The sequence below is a fragment of the Streptomyces sp. NPDC050856 genome, from assembly GCF_040653855.1.
In the GTDB taxonomy this organism is placed as follows: Bacteria; Actinomycetota; Actinomycetes; order Streptomycetales; family Streptomycetaceae; genus Streptomyces.
The window spans coordinates 39,993-55,753 of sequence record NZ_JBFAGV010000023.1 but is presented as its reverse complement, the minus strand read 5'-3'; the positions used below and the strand labels follow the sequence as shown (position 1 = coordinate 55,753).

16 protein-coding genes and 2 pseudogenes are annotated in these 15,761 nt (G+C 69.3%); 10 read left to right on the top strand and 8 right to left on the bottom strand.

Annotated elements, in window-relative coordinates; genetic code table 11:
• A partial coding sequence (locus AB0H53_RS20520) for a WD40 repeat domain-containing protein (protein WP_362115037.1) occupies positions 1–914 on the top strand: 914 nt, incomplete at its 5' end.
• 131 nt (positions 915–1,045) lie between these two features.
• Positions 1,046–1,300 carry a zeta toxin family protein gene (locus AB0H53_RS20515; RefSeq protein ID WP_362115034.1) on the top strand — a complete coding sequence of 85 codons (255 nt, stop codon included), beginning with the start codon at positions 1,046–1,048 and terminating at the stop codon, positions 1,298–1,300.
• Between the two features lie 956 nt (positions 1,301–2,256).
• Here AB0H53_RS20515 and AB0H53_RS20510 read toward each other — a convergent pair.
• Both AB0H53_RS20510 and AB0H53_RS20505 read right to left on the bottom strand, forming a co-directional pair.
• Positions 2,257–2,673: a hypothetical protein gene (locus AB0H53_RS20510; protein ID WP_362115031.1), complete on the bottom strand. Its 417-nt coding sequence runs from the start codon at positions 2,671–2,673 to the stop codon at positions 2,257–2,259.
• Positions 2,674–3,205: 532 nt separating this feature from the next.
• Entirely contained in the window at positions 3,206–5,716 is a 2,511-nt protein-coding gene (locus AB0H53_RS20505) for an RHS repeat-associated core domain-containing protein (protein ID WP_362115028.1), read from the bottom strand.
• A 656-nt stretch (positions 5,717–6,372) separates the two neighbouring features.
• On the opposite strand from AB0H53_RS20505, the gene AB0H53_RS20500 reads away from it, so the two are divergent.
• Together AB0H53_RS20500 and AB0H53_RS20495 are read left to right on the top strand one after the other, a co-directional pair.
• On the top strand, positions 6,373–6,606 hold the full coding sequence (locus AB0H53_RS20500) for a DUF397 domain-containing protein (protein WP_362115174.1): 234 nt from the start codon (positions 6,373–6,375) through the stop codon (positions 6,604–6,606).
• Between the two features lie 96 nt (positions 6,607–6,702).
• Positions 6,703–7,620, top strand: coding sequence for a helix-turn-helix transcriptional regulator (locus tag AB0H53_RS20495; RefSeq protein WP_362115025.1), 918 nt, complete (start codon positions 6,703–6,705; stop codon positions 7,618–7,620).
• 49 nt (positions 7,621–7,669) lie between these two features.
• Here the strand turns inward: AB0H53_RS20495 and AB0H53_RS20490 are convergent, their stop codons facing one another.
• The 4 genes from AB0H53_RS20490 to AB0H53_RS20475 form a co-directional block, all read right to left on the bottom strand.
• Complete coding sequence (locus tag AB0H53_RS20490; RefSeq protein WP_362115022.1) at positions 7,670–8,497, bottom strand: SAM-dependent methyltransferase; 828 nt, start codon at positions 8,495–8,497, stop codon at positions 7,670–7,672.
• Between the two features lie 185 nt (positions 8,498–8,682).
• Positions 8,683–9,135: a hypothetical protein gene (locus tag AB0H53_RS20485; protein WP_362115019.1), complete on the bottom strand. Its 453-nt coding sequence runs from the start codon at positions 9,133–9,135 to the stop codon at positions 8,683–8,685.
• Positions 9,136–9,137: 2 nt separating this feature from the next.
• Positions 9,138–9,977, bottom strand: coding sequence for a hypothetical protein (locus AB0H53_RS20480; RefSeq protein ID WP_362115016.1), 840 nt, complete (start codon positions 9,975–9,977; stop codon positions 9,138–9,140).
• Positions 9,978–10,259: 282 nt separating this feature from the next.
• Positions 10,260–10,553 (bottom strand): hypothetical protein, encoded by a 294-nt coding sequence (locus AB0H53_RS20475; protein ID WP_362115013.1) that lies wholly within the window; start codon positions 10,551–10,553, stop codon positions 10,260–10,262.
• 820 nt (positions 10,554–11,373) lie between these two features.
• Between AB0H53_RS20475 and AB0H53_RS20470 the strand changes: the two are divergent.
• From AB0H53_RS20470 to AB0H53_RS20460, 3 genes and pseudogenes are all read left to right on the top strand, one after another.
• Positions 11,374–11,676 (top strand): annotated as a pseudogene (locus AB0H53_RS20470) (Tn3 family transposase); the annotation flags it as partial.
• A 6-nt stretch (positions 11,677–11,682) separates the two neighbouring features.
• Positions 11,683–11,994, top strand: a pseudogene (locus tag AB0H53_RS20465) (putative phosphothreonine lyase domain-containg protein); the annotation flags it as partial.
• A 148-nt stretch (positions 11,995–12,142) separates the two neighbouring features.
• Positions 12,143–12,370 carry a hypothetical protein gene (locus AB0H53_RS20460; RefSeq protein WP_362115179.1) on the top strand — a complete coding sequence of 76 codons (228 nt, stop codon included), beginning with the start codon at positions 12,143–12,145 and terminating at the stop codon, positions 12,368–12,370.
• Positions 12,371–12,576: 206 nt separating this feature from the next.
• Here AB0H53_RS20460 and AB0H53_RS20455 read toward each other — a convergent pair whose 3' ends face one another.
• On the bottom strand, positions 12,577–12,909 hold the full coding sequence (locus AB0H53_RS20455; protein WP_362115010.1) for a DUF296 domain-containing protein: 333 nt from the start codon (positions 12,907–12,909) through the stop codon (positions 12,577–12,579).
• Complete coding sequence (locus tag AB0H53_RS20450; protein WP_362115007.1) at positions 12,906–13,667, bottom strand: helix-turn-helix transcriptional regulator; 762 nt, start codon at positions 13,665–13,667, stop codon at positions 12,906–12,908. Before AB0H53_RS20450 ends, AB0H53_RS20455 begins: the two co-directional genes overlap by 4 nt.
• An 86-nt stretch (positions 13,668–13,753) precedes the next feature.
• Here AB0H53_RS20450 and AB0H53_RS20445 point away from each other — a divergent pair, with 86 nt between their 5' ends.
• The 3 genes from AB0H53_RS20445 (at position 13,754) to AB0H53_RS20435 (ending at position 15,752) form a co-directional block, all read left to right on the top strand.
• Entirely contained in the window at positions 13,754–13,984 is a 231-nt protein-coding gene (locus AB0H53_RS20445) for a hypothetical protein (RefSeq protein ID WP_362115004.1), read from the top strand.
• A 327-nt stretch (positions 13,985–14,311) separates the two neighbouring features.
• The gene (locus AB0H53_RS20440; RefSeq protein WP_362115001.1) at positions 14,312–15,568 is read left to right on the top strand and encodes a TfuA-like protein; all 1,257 of its coding nucleotides are present in this window, start codon (positions 14,312–14,314) and stop codon (positions 15,566–15,568) included.
• The gene (locus AB0H53_RS20435) at positions 15,555–15,752 is read left to right on the top strand and encodes a hypothetical protein (protein ID WP_362114998.1); all 198 of its coding nucleotides are present in this window, start codon (positions 15,555–15,557) and stop codon (positions 15,750–15,752) included. The genes AB0H53_RS20440 and AB0H53_RS20435 overlap by 14 nt, the downstream gene beginning before the upstream one ends.
• The last annotated feature ends 9 nt before the right edge of the window (positions 15,753–15,761 follow it).

The following is a 15,761-nucleotide window of genomic DNA, read 5'->3' as shown; positions in this document are numbered from 1 at the left end:
TCGGGGTGGCGTTCTCGCCCGACGGCCGGCTCCTCGCCACCACCGGTGCCGACGGCACCGTGCGCCTGTGGGACCCGGCTGCCCACAAACTGGTCGCTACCCTCACCGGCCACACCGCGGACAGTCTCGGGGTGGCGTTCTCGCCCGACGGCCGGCTCCTCGCCACCACCGGTGCCGACGGCACCGTGCGCCTGTGGGACCCGGCTGCCCACAAACTGGTCGCCCGCTTCACCCGCCAACCCACCGCGGGCAGTGGCGGGGTGGCGTTCTCGCCCGACGGCCGGCTCCTCGCCGCCAGTTCGGGCGGTGAGGTGTGCCTGTGGGTCCCGGCTGCCCACGAACTGGTCGCCACCCTTGCCGGTCACACCAGGAACAGCTTTAGTAACGTGACGGCGTGTTTCGGGGTGGCCTTCTCGCCCAACGGCCGGCTCCTTGCCACCGTCGGCACGGACAGCGCCGTGCGCCTGTGGGACCCGACCACTCATGAGTTGGTCGCCACCCTCGCCGGCCTCACCAACGGCGCCCGAGATGTGGCGTTCTCCCCCGACGGCAGACTCCTCGCCGCCGTCGGCAATTACGGCGACGTGCGCCTGTGGGACCCCGCCACCCGCGAACCCATCCGCACAGCCCTCAGCGACCAGCCCGGTGCCGACCGAGCTGTAGCGTTCTCCCCCGACGGCAGACTCATTGCCACCGTCGGTGACGCCGGCAACGCGGTGAAGCTGTGGGATCTGGCCGCCGACGAAGCCGTCACCACCTACCCCACCGGGGGCAGCCGCGAATTGGCGTTCTCCCCGGACGGCCGGCTCCTCGCCATCACTGGCACGGACGGTCCCGTACGGCTGTGGATCATCCCGACCAGCGGAGCCGTCCCGACTCAGCGTGCCCCGCTCGGCGGTGTACGGACACCCTGACGAGAAACGACCGTCCCCCGCCAGCCCAAGAAGCCGTGATCGAAGCCCTGCTCATCACTTAGCACCTGAGGCCAGATAGTAGGAGTCCGGGGCCCCTACCAGAAGGGTGAGCGCGGCACGATCGGGCGACTGTGAGGGTGGGACTACCCCCGCGGGTGCGGGGACGACTATTGGCCGGGGCCTGGGTGCGGATGAGCATCGACTACGCCCATGCCCACGGCTACAGCCTCATGATCGAGGGCGTGTTCCGGGTGCCCGAGATGACGGTGTCGACCGCCGAGGAGTTCACCGCGATCGGCCACCAGGTGGAGGTCGTCGGGATGGGGGTACGGGCCGAACGCAGCCATCTGGACAGCCTGCACCACTACCTGGAAGGCGGGCGCTAGACGCCGCCCACTGCCCACGACAGCTCCTATCAGATGACACCCGAGACCATCGCGGCCGCCGAAGCGAGCCCGGCCGTCCAGCGAATCACCCTCACCGACCGGACCGGCGCCGACCTGTACTTTAACGAGCGTCTTGGTGATGGCAGCTGGCGCCGTGAGCCCGCGGCCGCCGAAGCACTGCATGCCATCCGGGCGCGACCACTCCCGCCCGACCCGAACAGCGCTGCCCCGCCGAGAACACGCCGCGGTACGCCCGCTGCTCCAGGACCTGGTGTCCGCACCGATCAGCACTGCCGATTCGCTGCCGCTCAGCCTGCTCCCGGACGATTTCCTCACCGCCCCGGCGAGCGGTTCCGGCTCCGCCGGCGCGTCTGTCAGGGCCGAGATCGAAAATCGCCGGGCACTCCCGGCCGCCGACCGGCAAGCAGGCGGCTGCGGTACTACGGCCTGCGTCCCGGCCTGCCGGGCGGCACGCTCGGCACGGGCCCGGCGCAGCGCGGCCGCCTCGCTCGCCGCAGCCTCCCGGCGGCGCTGCACACGGGCCTGCTCGATCGAGGCCGGCCCATCGTCAGGGACGGGGATGACCTCGGGTTCAGGGAACGCGCGGTGGCTCAGGTCCCGCATCGCGGCGGTCTGCCGTTCCACCGCCTTCGCGATGGCCGGATCCGCGTGCCGCGGTCGTCAGCCTGGCGGTGCGCTTCGAGGGCGCGGAGGTAGCCCTCCGGCGGGTCCGTCGCTGTAGCGGCGCAGAGGGCGGGGTCGGCTGCGGGTCCGGGTTGGCGGCTGCGGTTGTGGGGCCGGCCTTCACTGATGCGGGTGGCAGGACGTGCAGGGCGCGGACGTTCGCGTCGGGCACCCGCTCGTTGGTCGCCGCGATCAGCTTGGGCGCGCTCAAGCGGAGCTTCGTGCCGTACACGGGAGCGTCGGGGGCGACGTCCAGACGGCCGGTGTCCGCGTCAAACTGCACGGGTTGGCATGACCGGCGAGTTCGGGTGGCGACCGCGGCGAGGATGGCGTCGAACTGGGCGAGGACGCTGCCGCCTACGGCCGGGGCGACCGTGCCACGCTTGGTCATCATCATGCCGATCGCCGCGCCGCGGCCCGAGCGCCTCGCGGCCGTCGCGCCGTACGAGGATGGCGCCGCGCCGCCTCGGCTTTTCCTTCCAGGCGCTGCCGTTCTTCTTCGCCGCCTCCCGAGCGGCGAGCAGGGCCTCGCGGGCGAGGTCGACACCGGACATCTCACCGCTGCTCATGCCTGCCCCCCAGGTGGTGTAGCCGAGGCCCAGATGCCCGAGGTCGGTCAGGCGCTGCACCTGGGCCCCGGGTGAACAGGGTGCCGACAACTCGCCGTACCAGTTGATGTGGTCGAACACCAGCTGGTGGTCTACCGGACGGCACCACCAACGCGTACATGGACGCCAACGGCGCATCCTCGGGCAGGCTCCAGAGGTGGACAGCACGATCACCCTTGTGTGGCCGGTGACCCTGCATTCGGCCGGTCTCTATCGCGTCGACGTGAACCGGATGGGCGCCGAGGTGTAAAAGCGGGGTGGCAGTGGTGTGCCAAGGACAGTGCGGGACGAGGGCCTTCTGGTCGCCGGTGCGGATGTCGCATCCATACCAGGCCAGAAGACCCTCACCCGTTGCAGACTCTAGCCGAGACTTGCGTCACGACGGAACAGCTAGTTCTGGACGCCTCTCTTGACTTCAACGACACCCCGGAAGACGGCGAGAAGGGCAATAATAGCTATTGCCGCGATCACCCACAGGGCGAATTCGGATTGACGCCAGAAGATAAACAGGGGTGCGGCAGCTCCGCATCCGATAAGAGCCGCTATAGCCAGCCTTATACGCGCTCGACCGTAGACTTGGCGCATACCCTGCTCCCCTTTCCCTAACTATTCCTTACGGCCCGGGTACGGCTTTGGTGAGAGCTCCTCCGACAGCACCGAACACTCCGCCGACGGCACACGCTTTCGCAGCGTCGGATCCGGATCCCCCGGAGATCGCGGTACCGACCGCCGCTCCGGCACAGCCTCCGAGCGCACCGCCGACGACAGGCCCTCCCAAAGCCGTACCTGCAGCAAGTGCCAAGGCCCCGACCACACCACCGCCGATGGCGGCGCCCCAGTCGAACAGCCCGGTAGGGTCGATGCGGTTGACGGGGTCGCCTTCGGCGTAGAGGTAAGCATTCTTTTCCAGGCCGGAGGGGTCTGGTTGGGTGAAGCGTCCGGTGTTGGGGTCGTAGTAGCGGGCGCCCATTTTGTACAGCCCGGTCGGGTCGGCGTAGGTGCCGGCGAATCGGTAGGGCTGGGGGATGGTTTCGGTGGTGGTGCGGGCGCGGCCGGTGGGGTTGTAGGCGTAGGTGTGGGTGCGTGTGCCTGCTTCGTCGACGAGGCCGAGGACGTTTCCGGTCGCGTCGGTGAGGTAGTAGTAGCTCTTGCCCCCGGTTCGCATGGAGTTGAGTGTTCCCGCGGGTTCGCGGATGAATCCGGTGTCGGTGCCGGCGGTGGTGCTTCCGGTCAGGCCGAGGGCGGTGGTGTGGAACCAGGTGTCGCCGAGTTTGGTGCGCTCGCTGTTGTCGGTGCCGGCGTGGGCCGCGTCGCGGGCGGTACCGCTGGTAGTGATGGTCTTCAGCTGTCTGTGGTCCGTCCAGGTTTCGCTGGAGCGGGCGTAGCCGGAGGTGGGGTCGGCGGCGAGTTCGTTGCCGGACTTGTCGTAGGACCATCCGGCCGATGACCCGTTGGCGGAGATGAGCTGGGAGGCGTCGTTGTAGCCGTACGTCACCGTGGTGGAGCAGGCACTTGCGGAGGAGTCGTAGTGGATGAGGTTGCCGGCCTTGTCGTAGCAGTACAGCCACGACGCTTTGCGAGCACCCGCCGCATCGGCCTCCTTGGCGTACGACAACCGCCCCTGGGAGTCGTAGATGTAGCTGGTGGTGAGCTTGGTGGCGTTGTCGCTACGCGTGCGGATCTTCGTGCCGTCCGTGGCTCCGCCGGTGCCATAGCCGAAGGTGTAAGCCAGGTCGAACAGGGTCGTCGTTCCTGAGACGGCCTTGATGGCCTTGGGACGGCCCGACTCGTCGAGGGTGACGGTCTGGGTGGTGCCGCCGGGGTAGACGGTTTTGGTGCGCTTGTCGTTGTTGTTGTAGTCGTAGTCGGTCTTCTTGCCTGCCGGGTCGGTCAGGAAGTCGAGGCGGCCGGCCGGGTCCCAGGTGTAGTCGGTCTTGCCGTTGGGGTCGGTGTAGTAGTCGACATCACCGCCGGGCGTGTAGGCCAGTACGGTCTGGGCGCCGTTCTGGAGTGTGCGGGTGGCTTCGCGGTTGAGCTTGTCGAACGACCAGCTCGTGGTGCCGGAGGCGTCGGTCCGGTTGGTGAGGTTGCCGTCGCCGTCGTAGCCGTAGGTGACGGTCATGCTCGTGGACGACACCTGCTTGACCCGGTCGCGGGTGTCGTAGACGTAGACGCTCTTGATCCCACGCCCGTCGGTGACGGTCTCCACCCGGCCCAGCGCGTCATAGGTGTAGGTGACGGTGCCGAGCGGGGCGGGCGGGGTCACCTTGGACAGGTTGCCCTTGGTGTCGTAGGTGAAGGACGTGACCTTGCCGTTGGCGTCCTTCGCCGTGCAGCGCTGGCCTTCGAACCCTCCGCAGGTCGGGGTGGCCTTGTTGTACGTGTACGAGCGCTGGCCACCGTCCGTGCCGGTGGTGGTCACGGTCTGGGTGTTACCGCTGGTGTCGTAGGTGTAGTCCTCCTTCTGTCCGTCCGGAGAGGTGAAGCTCCCAGGTAGATCGCTGCCGGCAATGGTCTGGTAGCCGGTGAGCGCGGCCGTGGCGCCGGTGGGCAATTCGGCGGAGGAGGGGTTGTTGCGGGCGTCCCAGTCATAGGTGGTGACGTTGCCGCCAGTACCGTCGGTCCCCGTGCCCATGGCGTCGGTCGCGGTCTGCACCAAGTGGTTCTTGTAGGTGCGGGAGCGGGAGTGGCCGAGCGGGTCGGTGACCTTGGTGATCTCGCCGTCGGCGTTGTGGGTATGGACGGTCTTGTCGCCGTCCGGGTCGGTCACCGTGGTGGTGCCTGCGTCCGAGGGGGCGGCGCCGGAGTAGTCGTAGCGCCAGGTCGGCCCCATATGGCCGCTGCTGGTCGACTCCGTCGCCCGCTGAACGGACCGTACGCGGTTCTGCGCGTCGTAGGTGAAGAGAGCGACGGTGCCCTCAGGTGTGGTGACCTTGGTCAGGCGGCGAGAGGAGTCGTACCCGTACGACGTCGTCTTGCCCGCGGTGTCGGTGCCCTTGGCGAGGTCGCCGGCCGGGTTGAGGTCGAAGACCGCGGTGCGGCCGGTGTGGTCTTTGGCCTGCCACTGCGAGGCATCGGTCTTCACCAGGTCGATCCACCGGCCCGAGCGGGTCTCGGACAGCATCCCCCACCTATGTCACGCCTCGGGCGCTCCGCCGCGCCCACGGGCAAGCGCTGGACCCGGATGGTCCGGAAGCCCGGCCCGGTGGGCGGCCTCACCTCCGTCGGGCGCTGCGGGCTGCCCAGACCCGTGAGAACGCGGCCGGGCCGGCGGGCCCCCTGCCCGCATGGTTCCGCCCCGGCTAGCCAGCCTTTCGGTGCCTGGCCGGGACAGCCGCCGTCTTACCCCCGGCCACCTTCCTCAGGTAGAGCCGGCAGCGGTGAGGACGCCCGGCGTCTGATGGCGGGTCATGTCTGGACGAGGGGCGGGAGGAGGCGTGGAGGGCAAGGCACCGTGCCTCCTCGGTTGCTGCGGGGCGCGCGTGACGGGGTGTCAGGGATCGGCTGAGTCGGTCTGTCCGACCGCGTCGGTCGCCCGCCCGGTGGGCCGTGCTGGACGCGGGCGCCGTCCTGGGGCACCGGTAGCGGCGGATTGCTCGGGCGCCGCCGTCACAACACGGCGGGAGTGTTGGTCATACAAGCAGTATCGAACTGCACTCTTTCGGGGAAATGTTCGCATGGGCTCTCCCCTCTACCCTTGCATGGGCGGCACTCGTATTTCCCATATGGGAATGGTGTGCACGCATTTTCCGTGCGAGGAGAAGAGTGAGGGGAATGGCGATGACGATCAGCAACGGCGTGCCGGCTGGCGAGATCAGGGGTGTGACCTGGCTGAAGGCGCAGGCGAGCGTGGGGGCCGGGGAGTGCATCGAAGTGGCGGGCCTGCCCGAGGGCGGCGTGGCCGTGCGCAACTCCCGGGATCCGGAGGGCCCGGCCTTGATCTTCACCAAGGCGGAACTGAGGGCCTTCCTGGAGGGTGCGAAGGGCTCGGAGTTCGATCGCCTCGCCATTTAGGAGGCAACTGAAAGCTAAGCCTTGGCCATAATTTGTGGTGGCGGGCATACAAGCGGCATTCTGGGGGCAATTTCTGCCTACTGGCCCGGAGTTCGCATGCCCGCCGCCCGCAAGTCCCGCCTCGAGTCGGACGCCGACGTCATCCGCATGCAGGCGTCGGACGAGCAGCGCCCCGCCGGCCGACTGCTCGGTGATGAGTTGAGGTTCCACCGCGAGCGTCTCGGATACACCCTCGCCGATGCCGCGCGGGTCATCCGGGCCTCGACTTCGAAGGTCAGCCGCTTGGAGCGGGGGGAAAGCCCGGCCAAGCCTCGAGACGTCCACGACCTGGCTAAGTTCTACAGGCTCTCCCGAGAGCAGCAGGGTCAGCTGGACCAGCTGCTGGCGCAGGCCGGGAACGCCGACCTCTACGCGCAGTTCGCCGATGTGACGCCCAACTTCCTCAAGCGACTGATCCGCCTCGAGGGGACCGCCGAGAAGATCTCCGTGTTCGACCCCCGTGTCGTGCCGGGGCTGCTGCAGATCGAGGAGTACGCCCGGGCACTGGTGTCGATGATGGAGCTCGGTGTCGCGGAGTCCGACATCGAGCGCATCGTCGCCCTGCGGATGAAGCGGCAGGTCATGCTCGACAAGGGCGTGCCCACCTTGGCCGCCCACATAAGCGAGGAGGTCCTGTACCGGCCGTACGGGACCGCGGATGTGATGGTGAAGCAGGTGGCGTTCCTTCTCAAGGCGACACGGACCAACCGTGTCAACGTCCGGATCGTGCCCAAGGAGGCGGTCATGCCTCCTTACCCCTTGTTCCATTTGACGTTCGGCGACCGCCAGGAGCTCGCCTACGTGGAACACCTCGACGGGGCGAACTACATCACGCAGAAGCCTCAGCTCGACAAGTACCGCCGGCTGCTGGACAACGTCCGCGCCAGCGCGTACGACCGCGAGCAGAGCACCGCGACACTGGAGCGGGCTCTCGCCCACTGGAAGCGGCTGGCCGCCACGGAAGGGCCGGCGTAGGCTGCTGTGCGGGCCGAGCCTGTTCCGTGACGGCTTCACTGCTGCGGCGTCACCCCGAGATGCGGGCGAGGCCGCCCCACTCCACCCAGTCCGTCGCCCTGAGGTGCAGAGGGGGCGGCGGGGAGTCCGGTCGCCAATCGATCACGTCGACGAGCCCTGGGGGATCTTCGATGTCCAAGCCGTCGAAGAACCGTCGGACTTCGTGCTTTTCGCGGACCCGGCCCCACTTGCCGTTGGTCGCCGCCGCCATGAGGTCGGTGACGTCGCGGCGTACGACTGGGTCATCGCTGACGAGCTGGCAGATCACCATGTAGCTGCCGGCGGAGAGCTGCCCGGCGACGGTCTGGATCAGCCTGGCCGGGTCGTTCTCGTCGTCGGTGTCGGGCAGGCAGTGCAGGACGGACACGAACAGGGCTGCGATGGGCTCGCTCCAGTCGAGGAAACCCTCAGTCGCCGCTCTGATGTCGCTGGTACGCCGCATGTCGTACCCGAGCACCTTGGTGTTGTCGTTGTCGTCCAGGAAGGTCCGGGCGTGGGCGAGGACCATGGGGTCATCGTCCACGTAGACGACCTTGGCGTCCTTCCGGTGCCGCTGTGCGACTTCGTGCACGTTGTCCTGCGTCGGCAGCCCAGATCCGTGGTCGAGGAACTGGGTGATGCCTTTCTCTGCAGCCAGGACGCGCACCACGCGCCTCAAGAACTCCCGGTTGCCGCGGGCCAGCTGCTGGCTGCTGGGAGCAATCTTCAACAGCTCGACGCAAGCCTCGCGGTCGACGTCGTAGTTCTCCGTCCCTCCCAGCAGCCAGTCGTACATGCGTGCGGCGCTGGCTTTGCTGGTGTCGATGACGTGAGTTTGGGGTTTCTCCCCGTAGGCCATACGCGCTCCCCTAAGCCCTGCGCGGGCTGGGTGTCATGAATGTAGGGGGCACATCCTAGGAGCACTCCAAGCGGTCGGCTAGTCGCTCAATGGGACGTAACCGGCGGGCTGTTACACGCCACAGCGGACGAATGTGCCCCGGCGCGCAACCCCGCCTTGCAGAGAGGTGTGCGCCGGGGCTCGGCTCAGGCTCCGCAGTTCCCCAGGAGGGTGCGCAGGTCACGCTCGGCGCCGCGTAGCAGGGCCCGTGCCTCGTGGTCGGCCAGGCCCATGAGCCCGGCGGCGCCGTCGATGGGCAGTCGCAGGTGATAGTGCAGGAGCATCATGTCGGCCTGGTCCTCGCGCAGGAAGGCATGGAACCTGCCCGCCCGGCCCGCGGCGCAGGCGGTCCGCTGGGCGGTCTCGGTGCGCAGGTCCCTCCACGCGCAGGCGGCCGGGCGCTCGCCGCCGAGCACCGCGACCCACCGTGCGCCCAGGGCGTCGAGGACGGCGTCGACGCAGCGGCGCGCCTCCGCTTGGTCGTCGATACGCACCTGGGCGTAGCGCACGTAGGCGTCCCGGTTGGCTTCGCAGAAGGCCGCGAACTCCAGGCGGAAGCGGGCCGGGCGCACCGCGTGGTGGTGGCTGTGTCGCAACATGATCACCTATTCCCTTCCCGGGTGGCGAGCTGCGCGGCCCGCGCCTCCGCCCACAGGCTCTCGAACGACGTCAGGTCTGCGCCCAGCACCGTAAGGACGTCGCTGATGACGGGCCAGTCGGGCACCGCCCGCCCGTCGAAGACTGCCTGCACCTCGGCCACGTCCCGGTCAGGCGGGCAACTCGCGGCGAGGTCCGGTAACCCGGCCGCGAGCCGGGCACCGCGCAGTGCCGCACGCAGGTGTTGCGGGCTGTCGTCCACGTCGCCCGGTGCGGGCTGGCCCCAGGCGTGCTGCCACAGCCACCGCAGTTCCTGCGGCTCGCCGCCCAGGGCGTGCGACAGCATGTAGATGACCGACCAGGGAGCGACCGTGTGCCCTTCCAGCACGGAGGCGATGAGGGGGACGGGCAGGTCCGTGATGAAAGAGACGCGGCGCAGGCCGACACCCGAACGCTCATAAAGCGTGCGCAGGGCTGCGCCGAGGGCTTGTGGCGCGCCACACGTTGCGGGCCGCGCCGGGCGCAGGATGAGCTCACCGCCCGCGGGTGCGGGCGGCTCCTGGTAAGCCGGCCGAGCCGAGGGCAGGGGCACCCGTCCAGCGACCAGGCGGGCGACGCGAACACCGCCCCACCGGGCCCGGGCCGACGCTTCGCTCAGGCCCGCCGCGGATGCCACCTCCTGCCAGGCCCACCCGCGCTGACGGGCTGCGTCGACCGCCACGGCCGCCAGGCAGTCCGCGTCCTGACACAACTGCTCCGTCAGCTCCAGCACCTCCGGCAGGGGCAGCTCGGCGCCGGCGGTGTGCAGGTGCCGGGCGCGCGCGGACAAGTCGTGGCTGATCACCCGCCACGATCCCCCCGTCGGTCTGGAGGCTCGCCGGTCACGGTCCCGTTGACGCTGTGCACGCCGCCGGCATGTTGCGTTGCAGTAGTCCTTCGGGCGCCCGCCCCGTTTCAATTGTTCGATCCCCTTCCCACAGAAGGCGCATCGTGATGGCGCTGCCATCGAAGATCCCCTTTCGCCCGCCCCGGGCGGGGTCACCCCAGCGCTCCGGGGGGCTTCATCAGTCGCGGTCCCGGGTGGGCGCCGTACGCGTACGGCGCCCACCCGGGGAGGGTCCGGGGCTCAGCTCTGGCTCAGGCGCACGACTCGCAGGTGCCCGCGGCGGGACCAGCCCACCACGCTCACCACCGCGAACCCGGTGAGCAGCCACAGGCCGAAGGCGTCCGTCGCGACGGGGCGCATTCTGGCGACCATGATGATGGTCACCAGGACGAGGACGACGATCAGCAGGCTCGCGCACAGACACAGGTCGAACAGCGCGGCGTTTCGGGTTTCACCATCACTCCGGGCAGGGATAATGCCGGGAGGAAGCACCGGGGGAGTAAACGTCCACTCCCGGTTCTCTCCGTTGGTCACGTGCATTCCTTTCTGGGGTTGTAGATGTGACAGGTGGCCCCGGGTCGCACCCCGGGGCCATTCCCATGACAGCCCGCAGGAAGCGGGCCGTGATGGGCCACCCACAATATCTTCAGATGTGAGCTGTTCGCTCCACGATTGCAGGGTTTCCCCCCATGCAATTCGGCCCCCTCATGCAAGAAGGCCGACTTCCTAGGTTTCGAATCACCTGACGCTCACCGATGATCGATCGGGGTGCCTTTATTGTCCGTAGGTGATCGGACGTCCTGCTCGTGGTGGCGCAGGACAGGGAAAGCGCAGGTGGTGGGGTGGTCTGCAGATGGGTGGGCGGAGGACGACACTGCACCTTAAGAGGAATGATCACTTCCGTCCGCTACGGCTCGTGCATATGGGAAAAAAGCAAACTTGCTCAAGTGAAAGAAGCTCCCGGTTCGGGACCATTTTCCACGCGGGGTGCCCGCGAAAAGCAGCTAATCAGGGGGTAGCTGATCCACAGGCGCCGTGAGGGCAAGTTCGCTGGGCAAACACCCTCCATCCGGATGCTTAAAGGTGGCGGAACGAATCCAGTCGATGGCGTGCTATCAATTCGTTCATACGCCCGAAGGATGATCCATCCGACACCTGTGCCAATCGGGACCAGTGACGACGTCAGCCCACCCACTGACGCTGTGCCGCAGGTGGAACTTTCTGGTGAAGACGCGGGGCGGGCACGGCAGGTTGGAACAGCCGTGGGGGCGGGTGACAGGTTGGCCGGCAGGCGCCCAGCAGCGGGGCACAGGCGGGGAGGCGACGGCCGGGGTGGGCCCGGCAGCACGGTGATGGACAAGTGAGGGTGTACCGCGACGGCATGGAGGACCAGCTCGGCTCCCTCGGCCTGGTCCTGAACGCTGTGGTCCTCTGGACGACCCGTTACGTCGATGCCGCCGTCGCTCAGCTCCGCACGGAGGGCCACGAGATCCGAGACGAGGACATCGCCCGGCTCTCCCCGCTCAAGCGCAAGAACCTCAACGTGCTGGGCCACTACAGCTTCACCCGGCCCGTCCCGGCCGGCGGCCTGCGACCGCTGCGCGACCCGGACGCTCGCGGGCTGGACAACGAGGATGACGACGGGGCGGAGGACTGAAAGGTGATGCCCTCGCCGAGTGCCGACGGGCCCCCGAGCCGGGCTGGCCTCCCGCCCCCGAAGGGGCCGGGGTGGACCGACCGGGTCCGTGCCCCTGACGACGTCGACGAGGGCCTGGACGAGTTCGGCAACCGGGTTACCGGGAAGTGGATGCCCAAGGGCATCGACCAAGAGCTGTGGGAGCGTATCCGAGGCGCCACGATCGAGGGCTACCTCGGCTTCGGCGCGAAGGTGCTGAAGGACTTCACCGGCGCCTGCGTCTACACCCGCGACTACCGCGACCTCGACGATATGCGGCGCGTCCTGACGATGCTGCGGGAACTCGGGGTCGACGGCTGGCTCGACTACAAGCGGAACTGCGACACCGCCCGGGGTCTGTTCGGGCGCGGGGCGCTCTACTGGTACTTCCCGCCGGGCACGGCTGCCCGTGGCCCCCGACGGCAAGGGCCGCTACGGGCGAGCGGACGTGGTGATCTGCACGCCGCTGCTGCCGGACCTCGTCATCGAGCTCGCCTCTCGCCCCAACCCCGCGTCTGCGCAGAAACTCGCCTTCGCCCGCGATGCCGGCGCGTTCCCGCTGTGGGTCCGCTTTGGAGAAGGGGACATCGACAACACCGGCGGCGTGATGGTCCTCGACCTGCGCGAGGCCGTACGGGGCGTGTGCGACGCCCAGCCGTCGGCCGGAACATCCTGAACGGCATGGACGATGACCGCGACCTCCTCACCGAGGACGAGGTGAACGACCTGCTCAGCGACGACGACCGCGACGCCGGCGGGGAAGACGACGAGTACGAGTGGGTGCGGTGAACGCACCGGGATCCCGGCGGGGGCTTCCTCCCCGCCCGGGCACGGCGCGTACGGGCTGTCTCACGGGCCGTACGCGCCCTGTAGGTGCGTTGGTCAGCTGACGGGGAGGACGTAGGCGCGGGCGAAGTGGGTGCCGATGTGCGCTTCGTGGAGGTGTCCGGCGATGGCGCGGTCGCCTTCGACGCCCATGACGACGTGGATGTGGGCGAAGCCGTTGCGGATCTCGCCGGTGCCGGTCATCTCGCCGGGCAGGTCGTACTTGGTGATGTTGTCCTTGAGCGCGTCGCTTTCGGGCATGGTCGAGACGGTGAAGGAGTCGGCGGCCCCGATCAGGGAGACGATCGCCGCGTCGGTGATACCGGCCTCGGCGGCCTGGCGGTTCAGCTCGTCGACGAGCTCGCCGGCGGGGACTTCAAAGACGATCATGCGGGACTCCGTCCGATCATGGGGCTCAGCTCCCGCAGCATGACCGAGGAGCACCAGCGTGCGCCAGAGTCCCGGGGGGTGAGCGCCTCCCTCGCGAAGCGGGTGGCGAGGAAGTCCGCGCGGTGGCCGTACGAGGCGGGCTGGGAGACGATCCGGCCGGCCGTCGTCCAGTCCACGGCGCACACGCGGGAGGTCACGGCCGTCATGTAGAGGTGGCGGACCTCCTCGTCGTGTGCCAGGACGCGGGCGACCTGGTCGGCCTGGCCCTGACCGGGCAGCTTGGCGAGGATGCCCGCGGCGTTGACCCGCAAAATCGGTACATCGCCGTCCAGCATCCACCGGCGCAGGTGCACGGTGGACGCCTTGTCCGCCATGGACGCGGTGACGATGTCCGCGCCGTGCGTGGTCTGGACGCGAGCCAGAGGGACCGGGTCGCTCCCGGCGATGCTGGCCGCCATCTCGGTGGCGAGCGCGCCGTGCGTGACGGCCAGGGCGGACAGTCCCAGGAAGGCTCGGCGGTTCACGCGATCGAGCCTAGCTTCCGCCTCCAACTGCTCGACAGGGGCGCCCAGTACGCGAGACAGGTGCCCGATCCAGTACCTGCCGGGGATGACCTTCCCGCTCTCCCACCGCTTGACCGCGTCCCGGCCTGGCGCCCCGGTGGGGTCACCTGCAAACATGGCCAGCTGCTCGGCGAGCTGGACTTGGGTCCAGGGCTTGAGTAAGCGCAGATGACGGATCAGCTGTCCGATCGGCATGGGCACATGATGCCCCCCAAGATGCCCCTCCGTGACGGTGTCGGCACGGTTCACCCTTGCGAGAGCCCGACCGATGGAGGTTACTCATGAACACCGCACACCGATCCGTCTCCCACCGGCAGCTGCCCGACTGGCTCACCGAGGGCGGCGCGGCCGTCGACGAGGACAGCCACGGCCGCCGGGGCATCGTGCAGTTCATCGGCGAGTGGGAAGACCCCTCCACCCGACGCGTCACCGACTGCGCCGTCTTCCTGCGCCCCGAAGGCGGCGGCACGGAGTGGATCGTCGCCGACCACCGCACCCTCACCCCGGGCTGAACCCCATCAGATTCCCGCCCCGACCAGGGACGGGCAGGCGGGCCTCCGGGCCCGCGGCACCACCGGATGCGGGCAGCCGTCCCGCACCGCCGTTTTCCGCAGAGAAGGAGCCATCCCATGGCGCAGTCCAAGTCCACCATCGCCGCCATCAGTGCCCAGGCGCCGGCCCAGGAGACCGATGAGGTCACCGGGCCCGTCGTGGTCGCCGTCGACGTGGAGGACGAGGAGTAGTCCTCGCCCCCGCCCGCGCCCTGACCTGGGCGCCTCTTCCCCGGCCTCTGGGCCCGGGGAAGAGGCGCCCCTCGCCCTTCACCCTGGAGGCCGGTAGTGATTCACGTGTTCGTCGGGCCGACGCTGATGCGGTCCGAGCCGCAGCTTGCCGCGCCGGGTGTGCGGGTGTGGCCGCCGGCGCGGCACGGTGACCTGTTCAACACCGCGATCCGCAGCGGTGACACGGTGGTCCTCATCGACGGCGTGTATCACCAGGCGCCGGCGCTGCGGCACAAGGAGATCCTGGCCGCGATGGGCCGGGGCATCCGGGTGGTCGGGGCGGCCAGCATCGGCGCGCTGCGGGCGGCTGAACTGGCGCCGTACGGGATGCTCGGCGTCGGCCACATCTACACCGCCTACGTCCGCGGGGACATCGACGGCGACGACGAGGTGGCGGTCGGGCAGGCCCCGGACGGCGCGTGGGACGCGCTGACCTGGCCGCTGGTCAACCTCCGGCACGCCCTCCAACTCGCGGTCGCGGACGTGGTCCTCGACGCTGGGCGGGCCGCCGGGCTCTTGTCGGCGCTGCGCGCGGTCTACTACCCGCAGCGCACGTGGGCCGCCGTGCGGGCCGTGTGCGGCGGCCGGGGCGAGACAGCATTCGCCGGCTGGCTGGTCGAGCGGCGCGAGCAGGACCGGCACTTCGGTGACCTCAAGCGCGCCGACGCGCTCGCCGCCGTACGGGGCGCGCTCGCCGGCACCACCGCGGCGACTAGCGTGGTCGCCGCCCCGCCGCCGGGGTGGGAAATGGCCTACGTCCACCGCTGGTCCAACGCCGCCGTGCGGGAGCGGGTGGACGGCCTGGAGCTGTCCACCGAGGACTGCCTCGTCTACCAGCAGGTGTTCGACCCCGCGTTCGGCGACAGGTGGGCGGCCTACCTCGAACATCTCTCCCGGCATCCCTCCGACGGCGGGCCCGGGCTGCCGCTCGCCGAGCGCCTGGCCCAGGCGTGCGGCGGGGGCTTGCCCGCCGACCGTGTGTTCCACCCGAGGCTCGATCTGCGTGACGAGCAGACCGTGGCGCTGCTGCTGGCTGGCGAGACCGCCGAGGACCGGCGTGCGGTCGCCGGGTACTCCGATGCCCTCGCCTGGGCTCGCCGCAGCCGGCCCGGGTTCTCCACGGCGGCGGTCCGCGACGAGGTGGCCCGCGACCTCCTGCTCGGGGTGTGGCGGTGCGACGAGGGGGAGTTCGACGCGGAGGCGTCCGCGCGGGGGCTGGGCCGGGCGGCGAGCGCGGTGGAGGCGGCCAAGCGGTTCGTGCCCGGATTCTGGGAGGAGACGAAGAGGATGGAGACGACCCGTGGTGGGCGTTGACGAGTTGGTGGCGCTGCAGGGCACCGTACGGGCCCGGACGCCTGAGGAGACGTGGGAGGCGGTGGCCGGCCGCCTTGAGGAGTTTGGCATCACCCGGGTCGCGGACCTGACGGGCCTGGACGTGATCGGGCTACCGGTGTGGACGGCCATCCGGCCCGGGTCGAAGACCTTGTCCGCGTCGTAGGGCAAGGGC